This is a genomic window from Bacillus solimangrovi, assembly GCF_001742425.1.
GTDB lineage: Bacteria > Bacillota > Bacilli > Bacillales > Bacillaceae_N > Bacillus_AV > Bacillus_AV solimangrovi.
Genome location: NZ_MJEH01000045.1, coordinates 1 through 13,217, shown reverse-complemented (window position 1 = coordinate 13,217; position 13,217 = coordinate 1). Strand labels below are relative to the sequence as shown.

The following is a 13,217-nucleotide window of genomic DNA, read 5'->3' as shown; positions in this document are numbered from 1 at the left end:
CTTCAGCTTGTTCTTCCGTTGGTTCTGTTACTTCACCTTCAGCTTGTTCTTCTGTTGGTTCTGTTACTTCACCTTCAGCTTGTTCTTCTGTTGGTTCTGTTACTTCTTCAGTTGATTCAATTTCTACGATTGGCTCTTCGATGACTTCTTCTAATTCATCAACAATTAATTCTTCAGGCGATATCGAATAATCTTCGTCCTCATCATATTCAGGTAAGAAGATGTGTTCTTTCGAAATAATCTCTTCCTCTTGGCTATCACTGCTCCACTTAATATCAAGTTCAGTGAGTGATCGATCTGGATTGCTGTAAGCTACTCTTATTTGATATCGTTCACCTGCCTCTAATACAATCGGCAGTGGCTCGAAATTCAATCCATTAATCAATAATTCATCATTTACCCATAATTTAATATGTTCATTATCTGATGTTGTGAATAGATATTCTTCTGAGTATTGAGGTTCAATGGCTCCTTCCCATTTGATGGAGTGGACGCTCACCAATTTTTTCTTAAGAAAGTTTGGGATGTTAAGTGCATCAAGGTCATACAACGCCTCTGAATCTTCAAAACGAATGAGTACAGGTTCAGTAAATTGCGAATCAGTATAATATGTGCCTTCTAACCCGTTTGTAATAATTGGTGGCTCAGTTATATCTTGATTAACTGTTTGTCTAGGTTCATTTTCAACTGTTTTTGCATCAATTGCTGAGTGGGAAAGCGGTAACATTTGTGTTGTAAGTGCCAATGATGTAAGTACTGAAACGAAACGCTTTCTGCTTTTTGAACTAATCATTAAAATACTCCTTCCCACATATCCAATATTCTTAACTTATTATCGTGTCTACTAAATTTTCTTAGCAAAATCTACTCATTCTACTAATAAGTAGGTTATATTTGTCCGCATATTGTAAATTCCGACATACATTTTAACCACCTCCTTATTTACGACTATTCAGATAAGTTATCTTTAAATAGATATAATTTATCAATGTCATTACGTTAACAATCATTTGTTAGTTTATAACCACTAACATTAAAGGTGAATATTGTACTCAATTTACTTTATACCTTGCAACAATGAATTGATTAAATAATTTCGCAACAATCCGTTACTCTAATTTGATAGATAAATAGATTGATCAACTTGTCCCATATTGTAAATTTAGATATGTATGTTAACCAACTTATTATTTACGACTATTCAGATAAATTATCTTTTAAAGAATATTAACTTATCAATACCATAATGTAAACACTTATTTGTTAGTTTATAACCACTAACATTAAAAGTGAATATTATACTCAATTTACTTTGTGCCTTGTAACAATGAATTGATTAATAAATTTCGTAACAATCCATTACTCTAATTTGATAGATAAATAGATTGATCAACTTGTCCTATATTGTAAATTTCGACATACATTTTAACCAACTTATTATTTACGACTATTCAGATAAATTATCTTTTAAAGAATATTAACTTATCAATGCCATTATGTAAACACTTATTTGTTAGTTTATAAGTCCTAACATTAAAGGGGGATATTGTACTCAATTTACTTTATACCTTGTAACAATGAATTGATTAAAAAATTAGTAACAGTCTGTTACTCTAGTACTTTTTATGTAACGAATAAAATTGCTTATATCAAAATATGATTACCCACCTGATTAATTACCTTTATCATATTAAAAATATTGCCAAAACGTAGTGATATTTGTCACTTTTAGGAATATTTTAATATATGAACCAATTTCATAATGCATTGTTTAAATTGAGATTAGGTAGGTTCTACATATTTTTGTATATCAACTGTACGTTTTATGTTATAGATTTTTTGACAAAGTGTATCATTTACAAGAGGACATTCTTTGCACTCTTTCCATTATCAATAACATTTAATGTTTGCTAGTTAACTAACATTATCGCCAGGAAGTAGAGCTAGTTTTCCTTTTTTTATGTTATTTCACAAAAGTAATGATAAACCAAAATTTCTTTTTCTTTAATTTCTTTGGGAACACAGGCAATCCAGTGTGACAGATTTAGTTTACATATGCCCTCATTTACTAATAGAGTAATTCTATTGTAAGGGGTTTTTAGTTATATAAATGTTCAGGCTATTTCGTTTTCAACACTTCCCCTCCTTTTACGTTAAATTATAAACAGCACATAAAGACGAGTAAATAAGTCAAATTTTTTTGACCTACACATTGGGTTTTTCTCATCCTCAGGAATAATCTTTATTCTCTTTTTTTCTTAAACATTTCAATACCCAAAATAACTTATGCTGTTCACACCTATAATTATCTTCTATTCATTTAAGTGAAGTAATATCTTACTTTATCGAGCAAGCGATTGGTTTAGATAAAGAGAATTATGTGTTTATTTTTTTGCAGACTTTATTAATTTTGTGGTTTTGAAATGTCCTCCATCTAATATCAGAGCACGTTAATTCTCAGGAAAACATGACCATAATACTGAACTCGGTAAATAGTTAGGGTTTGGATAGTTAAACTTTATGAATGTGATGTTAATGGAAATAAAAAATGTCTTGCTTTTTCTTTTAATAACGGTAGAACGAATAATATATCATTACTCGCTGTTACAAACTCTGTGTGAATGTTTTTATTATTATAATCTGGTGTAAAATAGAAATTAATCACCTCAATATTTGCAGAAATAATATGATTAAAAATTGTATCTATTTCAACTCTTTTTTTGCTGATTATATCAAAAATATGAGGCTTACTATCTTCTTTGTTGATTTCTAGTTTACGTAAAGCAGATTTTTTATCTGTTTGCTTTTTCAAATCAGAAGTCTTCAAGCTGAACCAACTTTCTTTAACCTTTTCAAAACCAAACTTAGGGTAAAGGTCTAGAACCGTGTCATTGGAGAATAAGTAAATAAAGTCATAATCCTTATCATACCTTTCAATGATTTTATTCATTAACTTAGCTGTAGCTGTAGGCATACTCGTTTTTGTTTCCCACGTGTCGCATCCCATAATTGTACAGTAATTTTCAGTTCAGATAATGCAGGAGAGTATTCAATACCGTCTTTGTCAGTTACTAGACCATTGTTCACAATAAATTTTCCTGTTCCTTCAGAGGGTTTCAAGACCATGCCCATATGTATACTGTTTTCCTATAGGCTGATCGAACCGATATAACTGACCATCACGATACCACTTCATCCACGTTTTAATCTGAGAAACATTTTTAATCCCCTATTTCTACATGATTTCTGCATTTGTAAGTTCACCGCTCCTCTTATCTTTCACAACTGCCCATTTCACTTCTTTTGAATAATAGTTTTTGCCCATGCAAAAACACCCCCGAATAAGTACTTTTTTAAGTGTAACATTTCAAGGGTGTTTTATATTGTCTCGTTCTAATTCAAGTTCATTCTGAAATTAAATGCATTTTCTCTGCTATATTATCTATGAGTATATTTATTTCTACATCACCACGGTAACTCACATACATGACAGCTTTACCTATCGAAGCAAATATTTTCTTCGTGCTCTCTTCCTCATAAACAATCAATCGGTCAAATTGTGGATGAGCAATTTCAATAAATTCATCATCACGAGCTTCATCTCTATGTAGTGTTATTAATTCATAAACGAGATTATCTGCCATAGACGGAATCGTTAACTGGAATATATGAGTGAAAATTTGAGGATAATACCCGTCATCCCAGCTCTCTCCTGGAATGAAACCATGTTCTTCTGTATCATATTCTACTGGTGCAAACGGACTCCAAAAATATGAATAATTGTTATCCAAATCATAATCGTATCTCATATAAGATTCAAAGCGAACCAAATCTGGATTTTGTTCTACATCTGCTAATCTGACAATTGGTAAGTCATTACTTTCTTCTGGCAACGTTTTCGTGTAACTTGTTTCATTCTGTGCGAATGGAAATATGTATAGTAATCCAACAATAATTATAAGAGGTAGAGTTAATATAGTTTTTAAGTAAAAATAACCTTTCCATGGAGCACGATGATCAATCGGCCTTCCTCCAATAAGATCCTCTCGCAAAGTACGAACCCCTCTGAATGCTTTTAATGAAAGATAGAACAGATATACAATATAGATGAGACTAATCTCTTCAAAAAATAATATTTCCCCATTAATCAAACTTAAGATAGGTGTCTCCCTTACAAACCATTTAACATACAAAATACCGATTATTATGATTAAACCAAGAACTCCTAGACCAATATCCCTCACTAACTTCTTATTCAGTTTTTCAAATGTATACGATTGCTCAACAGGGTCTGGATGAAGCTCTGGTGCATTTCGTTCAACAGGTGATGAGAATAGGTGAAGATAATTGTACGTTGTCACATAATCCCAACCACGCTCGTTATACATCCTCACTTCCTCAGAAGTGATCTCCTTGTTTATTGCTACTTCTAATCTGTACTTCATTTGCTTCGGTTCACCTTTTTCAAAGTGAGCAAAAATTGAACCTATCTTGATCAAGTGTAATCCATTTGCTGCCATGTCTGTGAGCCAAGATTCTTGCTCACCGATGCGCCAAAATTCTCTAAACCGAAGCCTACGAACTGTTTTACTCATTTTTTGCGCTCTCCCTTAAATAGTTCTCATCTTATATCATCCATAAATTGTATCTTTTCCCACTATTATTCTATCATTAGTCACTTAATAATAAGGTGAAAGTTATATATTTTTAATAAGACCTCATTTTTCAATGATGAGCTCAATCAAAAAACACCCCGATTCAGTACATTTAAGCGTACATTGTCGGGGTGTTTTAAATTTTCTTTGCTATGTTGTCTATGAGTAGTTCTCTATCTGCATGTCCATGGTAATGAACATACATGACTGATTTGCCTTTCGAAACAACTACTCTCTTATTTTTCTCTTTCCCATAAACATTCAAAAGGTCAAATTGTGGATGAGCAATTTTTAAAATTTTTCATGAGGAGCTTCATATCTCATGTCTCCCTTAACCATCCCGTGTTCATGTACATAATATTATAAGTGTTGACAGCGGACTCCATCCTTACATGTTTCGGTTACCCTAATCAATATTATATCTCATCTCTCATATCGAAACCTTTCCCCAATCATAGCTGGATTCTACTCTAGATCTGCTAACGTATAGTAAAACAGAATTAAACTACTATTATCAATATATTAACTACCCAATCTTTTCGCTACCCTCATCCTCTAATTCTACTTTCTGTCTTTCTTTGCTAAGAGATAAAAACGAATGATCCCGATTAGCCCTATTACTATACCTATAATCGGAAAAATAACGATCTGTTCTTTATAGAATTGTTGAACTTCAGGTTCAAAGTTTTGAATATGTAGATACATACTGATTAGCTCATAAGAAGAAACTAATACTAAAATTACAGATACTGCGATAGAAATCATGTATTTTACCTTCAATAAATCCACGTCTCCTGTCACTTATTAAGCTTTTATTCGGTATATTAATTATAATGAAATGATTATTTCATCTCTATGTGAACATTTTTCCAATTCGGTTTTAGTCCTACCACTCTAAGGTTCACATATCGTTCTCTCAATCATTTGGAATATATTAATACTTTTTTGTATAAAGAAAAAAGTCTACTCTCCATCCTCCACATAAACTTCGTTGATTCTCTTGAGTTTTTAAGTGGGAGTCTTAGCGTCAGTTGAAACGTGATAAATAAGTTCTATATATTGAATGAAATGGGAATAGGTGCTATTTTAAAAGAGAATATTTCTGGAAGAACAAAGGACCGTCAGCAACTTCATAAAATGTTAAAGGATGTACAGGAAGTCTCTATTATTTATGTTACAGACTTAACTCGAATACTCTAAGTTCGCAAGATTTATTTGAATGGATCGATTTAATACGAAGAAAAATGCAAGCTTAAACCTTTAAAAGATACATAGTTAGATTTATCAGATGGTAATCCATACAGCCTATTCTTAATTACGGTAATGGCTGTTGTTAACATCCGTATGCGTCAACGAGAAGGAAAGTTTATAGGACGGTAAAAGAGAAATCATTCAAGTATGAATTATGCAGTAAAGTTATATAAAAAACAGAAATATGACTGTAAACAAGTTTGTGAAATTACTAATGTCTCTAGAACTTCTTAATATAGAAAACTATCAGAAGTGATCCTTCTATTAAAAAACCATATTTTTATACCAACATTTTTAGGCATGAAATGTCGGATATTATTATTTTTTTTGTTTTAAAGTAAATTTGAAAGGAAGTAAAATTATGGATTGGCTACAAAGAATGAATAATGCACTAGATTACATTGAAAGTAATTTGGATGAAGAGATTGACTATAAAAAAATTGCCAAGGTAGCAAATTGCTCTGAGTTTCATTTTTCTAGAATGTTTTCTTCAATCTCAGGTGTATCACTTTCAGAATATATTAGAAGAAGACGATTAACACTCGCAGCATTTGAAATTCAAACAAGTGATATTCGGATCATCGATGTTGCAATTAAATATGGTTATGGTTCTTCTGATACTTTCTCGCGTGCTTTCCAAAAGGTGCACGGAGTAACCCCAACCAAAGCACGTGATAAAGGAGTTCAGTTGAAAGCCTTTCCGAAGATTTCCTTTCAAATTTCTATTAAAGGAGATACCGAGATGGAATACAGAATTGAAAACCTAGATTTCGAATTAAAAATTGTAGGAAAAAGTGAACCAGTAAAAACAAGCAGAGCCTTTAAAAAAATCCCTACACTTTGGAACACTGCAAAAAAAGATGGATTAATGCAAGAATTAAAAGATATGTCATGGGAAGATCCCAAATGCAAGCTCGAAGGTCTTTTAGGGGTTTGTGGTAAAGAAGCAGCCATAACAGATGAAGAGTTTTCCTACTTTATGGGTGTGAGATACGAAGAGGAACCCCCAGCCGATATGGAAACACTTATTATTCCCCCAAGTACATGGGCTGTTTTTCCGAACATTGTGGACGCATGGAAACGTTTATATTCTGAGTGGGTCCCAACTTCTGAGTATGAACTTGCAAATTTACCGTGTATAGAATGTTATTACGGTCCAAAGCATAAACCGAGACATGAACTTTGGGTTCCTGTTTTACTGAAGTAAATTCTACATACAATGGTAAGATACCGCTTATTCAGTAACGGAAAAAAGCTCAATTCTTTAATAAAAAAATATGGGCATTTTATATTTGGGTTTCGTTAAAGTTATAATTCCATATTTTCCTGACGGTACCCCTATTTGAATAAGAAAGGTCATAACTAATATGTTATGACCTTTACTTCATTTATCTTTTTTCAATTTAGAACTTGATAAAATTTTGAGGTTTGGTTTCATTCTGAAATCAAATGCATTTTCTTTGCTATATTATCTAAGAGTAGCTTTCTATCTGCATGCCCATGGTAACGAACATACATGACCGCTTTATCTTTCGAAGCAAATACTCTCTTTCTATTCTCTTCCTCATAAACAATTAATCGATCAAATTGTGGATGATTGATTTCAACAATTTGTTCATCACGAACTTCATACAAATAACGACTTACTAAATCATTAACAAGATTATCTGCCAGTGCTGGTACTGTTAACTGATAGACATTTGTATGCAAACTTGGTGAATATTCATTATTCCCGTTCTCCCATGTTTCCACAGGAATCAACCCATTTTCATCTGTATCATATTGTACTGGTGCAAAAGGGCTCCAATCATACGTGTATTTGTTTTCCCATTCAACATTGTCTCTTATATAAGTAGGTTCCTCTCGAATCAAAGCAGGATTCTGTTCCACATCTGCTAATCTTACAATCGGTAATGTTGAACTTTCTTCTGGCAACGTTTGCGTGTCACTTTTTATAAGCTGAACGATTGGAACGATGGATCCTAATCCAACAACCGTTATAAGAAGTGTATTTAAAATAGAATTTAGTCGATGACGCTTCTTCCATGGCGTATAATGAACAATCGACTTTCCTTCAATAAGATTATTACGCAGCGCACGAATTGACTTTGTTGCTTGTAGTGTAGTATAGGTCAAATATCCAACATAAATCGTTAAAATCGATTGTTGAAAAACCATACCTTTAACTAAATATAATGTAGGAGTCCCATCATCAAACCCTATATAATACAACAAACTGATTGTTATGATCAGTGCAACAGCCACTATACTACAATCGATCGCTAGTTTCTTACCTAGTTTTCCTAACCCTAAAGATTGCGTATCAGTGTCTATAGGAAGCTCTGGTGCATTGCGCTCAATAGGTGATGAAAATACGTGAAAAACATGAACCGTTGTCACATAATCCCATCCGTTCTCCTTATACATCTGTACTTGCTCTGGCGTAATCTTTTTATTTACTCCTACTTCTAACCTGTATTTCATTTGCTTCGGTTCACCTTTATCAAAATGAGCAAAAAATGGGCCGACCTTTTTTAGATGTAATCCTTCTGCTGCCATGTCTGTAAACCAAGATTCTTGCTCACCGATGCGCCAATATTCCAAAAAACGAAGCTTGCGAACTGTTTGATTCATTTTCAACGCTCTCCTTTAAAAAGTTGCTACCTGTTTGTATCCGTGAAGGCTCTCTAATTCCACTATTACTCTATCTTTTGATACTTCTGAAATAAATGCATCTTGTCTGCAATATTTTCTATGAGTATTTTTACATCAGCATCACCACTGTAACTCACATACATGACAGCTTTTCCTAACGAAGCAAATACTCTCTTCCTATTCTCTTTCTCATAAACAATCAAAAGGTCAAATTGCGGATGATTAATTTCAACAAGTTCGTCATCATGAGCTTCATCTCTATATCGTGTTATTAATTCATAAACGAGATCATCTGCCATAGTTGATTCTTTTAGCTTGTACATATATGTGAAAATGCGTGGATAATACCCATCATCCCACCTTTCTCCTGGAATGAAACCATGTTCTTCTGTATCATATTGTACTGGTGCAAACGGGCTCCACGAATATGAATAATTGTTGTCCCAATCATAATTGCCTTTTATATCAGATTCAAACCGAATCAAATCTGGAGCCTGTTCCACATCTGCTAATCTAACTATTGGTAAATTTATACTTTCTTCTGGAAATGTTTTCGTGTAACCTATCTCAATCAGTGCGAATGGGAATATGAAAAGCAATCCGACAACAGCTTTATGAAGTAGAGTAAAACTAGTATTTATGAAATAATAACCTTTCCATGGAGCATGATGATCAATCTGTCTTCCTCCAATAAGATCCTCTCGCAAAGTACGAATTGCTATGAATGCTTTGAATGAATTATGGATTGAATATACAATGTAGATAAAGCTAATCTCTTCAAAAAATAATACTTCGCCATTAATGAAACTTAACAAAGGGGTCTCCCTTAGAAACCATTTAACATACAATATACCGATCATTATGATCAGTGCAGCAACTTCAAAATAAATATACATCACTAATTTCTTGCTCAGTTTTTCAAAGGTCTGTGATTGCTCAAAAAGGTCTGTATGAAGCTCTGGTGCATGACGTTCAACTGGTGATGAAAATATGTGAAGATAATTGTATGTTGTTACATAATCCCAACCACGCTCTTTATGCCCTTCTAGTTCTTCTGGTGTAATCTCTTCGTTTATTGCTACTTCTAACCTGTACCTCATTTGCTTCGGTTCAGCTTTATCAAAATGAGCAAATATTGAGCCCATTTTATTTAGGTGTAATCCATTTTCAGCCATGTCTGCAAGCCAAGATTCTTGCTCACCGATGCGCCAATATTCCCTAAAACGAAGCCTAAGAATAGTTTTACTCATTTTTTGTGCTCTCCCTTAAATAGTTGTCAACTTAACCCATCCATAAAATGTATTTTTTCCATTATTATTCTATCACTAGATACTTATCAATACGGTGAAAATTCTATATTTTATTAAGATCTACGTTTTCTATGATCAGCTTAATCAAAAAAACACCCCGAATCAGTACATTTGATAAATGTACTGATTCGGGGTGTTTTATATTGTCTCGTTAATGTATCTTTTCCTTTTGTCATCGACAATGGATAAATAGGAATAGCAAAGCTACTTTTTTTATTTTTTGTACAATTACCTTATGAAGATCTTCAATTACTTCCTTGAAAATACGATATCGTCGCAATCCGCTGCGCAGCTTCTTTCAATCGCTCTTCATCAACTAATAACGCTGTGCGAATATAGCCTTCGCCATGCTCTCCAAATCCGAGCCCTGGTGCAGTAACGACACCGACCTTCTCGATTAATTCATCTGCAAATTCCACTGAGCTCATCCCTTCTGGAACAGGTAACCAGACGAAGAAGGAACCTTCACAAGGTTCAACTTGCCAGCCAATCTCTCTTAGTGCGTTCACCCACACATTACGACGACGCTCATATAACGAAACAAGTTCTGGTATCGAATCGTTCGCTTCATCAAGTGCTGTAATCGCAGCCTCCTGCACTGCACCGAACACACTGCAATACATATGATCTTGATAGAGATTAATTGCTTCAATAACCTCTTCGTTTCCTACCGCAAAAGCGATGCGCCAGCCTGCCATGTTGAATGACTTCGACATCGTATAGATTTCAATTCCAACATCCTTTGCACCTTCCGTTTGTAAGAAGCTTGTTGGTAACTTCCCATCAAATCCGATTGCACCGTATGCAAAATCGTGAATGATGTTAATATCATATTGTTTTGCTAGATTTACAGTTTCCTCAAAAAATTCGCTCGTTGCCGTTGCACCTGTAGGATTATTTGGATAATTCAACAGCATCATTTTTGCATGATGAAGCTGTTCTTCACTTAATAAGCTGTAGTCAGGTAGGAATTTATTTTTCTCTAGCAATGGCATTGTCACCATGCCTGCCCCACTTAATGCAATCCCGCTCCAATAATCTGGATAGCCTGGGTCAGGTACGAGCACACTATCTCCTGCTTCAGTAAAAATCTGTGGTAGCTCGACTAATCCACCCTTCCCACCGAAAAGAATCGCCACTTCACGTTCGGGATCAAGCGTTACGTCATAGTTTCGCTTATAGAAGTTCGCAACTGCTTGCTTTACATTTCTAAACCCTCGAAACGGTGGATATTTATGATTAATTGGATTTGTAGCGGCTTGCTGTAATGATTGAATAATATGATCAGGTGTTGGCTGATCTGGGTTTCCTTGTCCTAAATTAATGACGTCCATTCCTTTTTCTTGTGCAACTTGTACCTTTCGTACTAAGTCGGCAAAGAACTGTTTCGGAAGACGTTGCATACGTTTGGAATATGTGAACCGTTTCATAACTTTCATTCTCCTTGTTTCTGTCATTTTCGCAATCTGTATATCATTCTCTCTTGCCAAGTTTGTTATAAATCATATATCGTTAAGGTACACATGTAAAGTCACAATTTTCTAACAAGGGGGATTTAAAATGAAATGGAAAATTACTTGTATTCAAATGGATATTCAATTCGGTCAACCTGACTTAAACTTTGAACATGCAAAATCTCTTTTACATAAATATGCGACTGACAGTGACGTTCTTGTACTGCCAGAACTTTGGACGACAGGTTATGACCTCACACGTTTAGATGAAATTGGTGATCATGAAGCACAGAGGTTCCAATCCGAAATGAGTGAGACGGTAGCAGCATTACAGACACACCTCGTTGCAGGCTCAACCGCTGCGATACGAAAGAATGGCATTACGAATTCCTTATACGTATATAACAAAACAGGTTCGAAACAGTTGAGCTATTCGAAAGCTCACCTCTTCCAACTTATGAATGAACACCATTATTTAATAAGTGGCGAACAAGATGGGTTATTCATGCTCGATGGAACAACTTGTGCAGGAATGATCTGTTATGATATTCGCTTCCCTGAATGGATTCGCCTCCATGCTGTAAACGGTGCAAAAGTGATCTTTGTAGTCGCACAATGGCCACTTGCCCGTGTTGACCATTGGCGTTCATTATTGATAGCACGTGCAATTGAGAATCAATGTTTTGTAGTTGCTTGTAATCGGATCGGTTCAGACCCAGATAATACATTCGCAGGTCATTCAATGGTCATTAACCCTTGGGGAGATATTATCGCTGAAGTAGATGAAACGTCTGAAGCATTAACAGCAGAAATTGATTTGACTGAGATAAACAACGTGCGCAAAACGATCCCAATCTTTGAGGACAGACGCCCGTCATTGTATGAAAAGCTTGAAAATAAATAGAAATGAAATTATTATAAAGTAACGATCATATCCATATGATTTGGACAGTTCACCTACAAGCTCCTAAAACCTAAATATGTTCATGATACTAGGAGGAAGATATCTATGTTTCAACAAGTACTAGAAGTGGCAAATGAAGCAGTTCTCATTGTTGACTTACATTCTAATGTCAAATACGTCAATACAGCTTACGAAAAGTTGTTCCAAACTTCTAGAGAAAATGTAGTAGGTAAACAACTAAATCAAACCGTAAGACCCATTCATTTCAAACATCGAATCATTACTGAAACAATTAAAACGAAGGAAGAGCAGAACCATAAAGAGATGCACTTTCATTTTGATGGCAAAGACCGTTATTTAAGTGGTTACACGAAGTTAATTGAAGAAAATGGCGAAACAGTCATTCTCACGATGTTTCAAGACGTGACCTGTTACGTTGCACATCGAAAACAACAGGTCATTCTAATTGAAGAAATGACAGCAAATATCGTACCCTTATCAAATGGGTTTGCCTTACTTCCACTTCAGCCGATCTTAATCGAAGAGCAGAAGAAGCTGATTCTAGAAAAAGTACCTCAATCTTGTGCTAATCATGATATTGAATACTTAATCATTCAAATGAACGGAATTACAGAAATAGACGATGAGTTAGCTCATCTAATCGACAACTTAATTAACGTGTTAAAACTATTAGGAATTGAACCGACAATTAGTGGAATAAACCCTCAAGTTGCTTCTTCGTTTGTTCGTAATCAACTTTCATTCGCGAAAATACCGACATTTTCAAACATGAAGGACGTTGTCGCTTATTATAACAAAGTAAAACCAACATCAATGCGCAAACTTTGCCTTCCGATGGAGGAATAATTGCACATTTTTTGATTTCAAGTATGCTGTTTTAATCAAATAAAGTTTGAGCAGCATTATCTTAATATCACTATAAGAAAGAAGTCATTTTGATAAAATATTCAATATCATGATTAGCACA

Annotated in this window: 11 protein-coding genes and 2 pseudogenes; 4 read left to right on the top strand and 9 right to left on the bottom strand. The window is 34.4% G+C overall.

All coding sequences use genetic code 11. The features are described from left to right. From BFG57_RS14510 to BFG57_RS14490, 6 genes and pseudogenes are all read right to left on the bottom strand, one after another. The coding region (locus BFG57_RS14510) for a PA14 domain-containing protein (RefSeq protein WP_139125158.1) at window positions 1–793 on the bottom strand (793 nt) is incomplete at its 3' end. A gap of 1,725 nt (window positions 794–2,518) precedes the next feature. Beyond that, window positions 2,519–2,950, bottom strand: coding sequence for a hypothetical protein (locus BFG57_RS14505; protein WP_139125157.1), 432 nt, complete (start codon window positions 2,948–2,950; stop codon window positions 2,519–2,521). Continuing rightward, entirely contained in the window at window positions 2,950–3,087 is a 138-nt protein-coding gene (locus tag BFG57_RS19075) for a hypothetical protein (protein ID WP_175428364.1), read from the bottom strand. The genes BFG57_RS14505 and BFG57_RS19075 overlap by 1 nt, the downstream gene beginning before the upstream one ends. Window positions 3,088–3,115: 28 nt before the next feature. Then, window positions 3,116–3,229 (bottom strand): annotated as a pseudogene (locus BFG57_RS19675) (IS3 family transposase); the annotation flags it as partial. A 175-nt stretch (window positions 3,230–3,404) separates the two neighbouring features. Continuing rightward, window positions 3,405–4,595 carry a DUF2812 domain-containing protein gene (locus tag BFG57_RS14495; protein WP_069718219.1) on the bottom strand — a complete coding sequence of 397 codons (1,191 nt, stop codon included), beginning with the start codon at window positions 4,593–4,595 and terminating at the stop codon, window positions 3,405–3,407. 621 nt (window positions 4,596–5,216) lie between these two features. After that, window positions 5,217–5,435, bottom strand: coding sequence for a hypothetical protein (locus tag BFG57_RS14490; protein WP_069718218.1), 219 nt, complete (start codon window positions 5,433–5,435; stop codon window positions 5,217–5,219). Between the two features lie 258 nt (window positions 5,436–5,693). On the opposite strand from BFG57_RS14490, the pseudogene BFG57_RS18470 reads away from it, so the two are divergent. Beyond that, window positions 5,694–6,140 (top strand): annotated as a pseudogene (locus tag BFG57_RS18470) (recombinase family protein). Between the two features lie 127 nt (window positions 6,141–6,267). Further along, window positions 6,268–7,113, top strand: coding sequence for an AraC family transcriptional regulator (locus BFG57_RS14485; RefSeq protein WP_069718217.1), 846 nt, complete (start codon window positions 6,268–6,270; stop codon window positions 7,111–7,113). A 227-nt stretch (window positions 7,114–7,340) separates the two neighbouring features. Here the strand turns inward: BFG57_RS14485 and BFG57_RS14480 are convergent, their stop codons facing one another. The 3 genes from BFG57_RS14480 to BFG57_RS14470 form a co-directional block, all read right to left on the bottom strand. Then, window positions 7,341–8,540: a DUF2812 domain-containing protein gene (locus BFG57_RS14480; protein WP_069718216.1), complete on the bottom strand. Its 1,200-nt coding sequence runs from the start codon at window positions 8,538–8,540 to the stop codon at window positions 7,341–7,343. A 65-nt stretch (window positions 8,541–8,605) separates the two neighbouring features. After that, the gene (locus BFG57_RS14475; RefSeq protein ID WP_069718215.1) at window positions 8,606–9,811 is read right to left on the bottom strand and encodes a DUF2812 domain-containing protein; all 1,206 of its coding nucleotides are present in this window, start codon (window positions 9,809–9,811) and stop codon (window positions 8,606–8,608) included. A gap of 305 nt (window positions 9,812–10,116) precedes the next feature. Next, window positions 10,117–11,301 (bottom strand): pyridoxal phosphate-dependent aminotransferase, encoded by a 1,185-nt coding sequence (locus BFG57_RS14470; RefSeq protein ID WP_069718214.1) that lies wholly within the window; start codon window positions 11,299–11,301, stop codon window positions 10,117–10,119. A 130-nt stretch (window positions 11,302–11,431) separates the two neighbouring features. Between BFG57_RS14470 and BFG57_RS14465 the strand changes: the two genes are divergently transcribed. Both BFG57_RS14465 and BFG57_RS14460 read left to right on the top strand, forming a co-directional pair. Continuing rightward, entirely contained in the window at window positions 11,432–12,229 is a 798-nt protein-coding gene (locus tag BFG57_RS14465) for a carbon-nitrogen family hydrolase (RefSeq protein ID WP_069718213.1), read from the top strand. Window positions 12,230–12,334: 105 nt separating this feature from the next. Then, complete coding sequence (locus BFG57_RS14460; protein WP_069718212.1) at window positions 12,335–13,096, top strand: PAS domain-containing protein; 762 nt, start codon at window positions 12,335–12,337, stop codon at window positions 13,094–13,096. The last annotated feature ends 121 nt before the right edge of the window (window positions 13,097–13,217 follow it).

Coding starts and splice junctions, on each gene's coding strand:
- BFG57_RS14505 (WP_139125157.1), bottom strand. CDS start 2,950: ATGAATAAAATCATTGAAAGGTATGATAAGGATTATGACTTTATTTAC.
- BFG57_RS14495 (WP_069718219.1), bottom strand. CDS start 4,595: ATGAGTAAAACAGTTCGTAGGCTTCGGTTTAGAGAATTTTGGCGCATC.
- BFG57_RS14485 (WP_069718217.1), top strand. CDS start 6,268: ATGGATTGGCTACAAAGAATGAATAATGCACTAGATTACATTGAAAGT.
- BFG57_RS14480 (WP_069718216.1), bottom strand. CDS start 8,540: ATGAATCAAACAGTTCGCAAGCTTCGTTTTTTGGAATATTGGCGCATC.
- BFG57_RS14475 (WP_069718215.1), bottom strand. CDS start 9,811: ATGAGTAAAACTATTCTTAGGCTTCGTTTTAGGGAATATTGGCGCATC.
- BFG57_RS14470 (WP_069718214.1), bottom strand. CDS start 11,301: ATGAAACGGTTCACATATTCCAAACGTATGCAACGTCTTCCGAAACAG.
- BFG57_RS14465 (WP_069718213.1), top strand. CDS start 11,432: ATGAAATGGAAAATTACTTGTATTCAAATGGATATTCAATTCGGTCAA.
- BFG57_RS14460 (WP_069718212.1), top strand. CDS start 12,335: ATGTTTCAACAAGTACTAGAAGTGGCAAATGAAGCAGTTCTCATTGTT.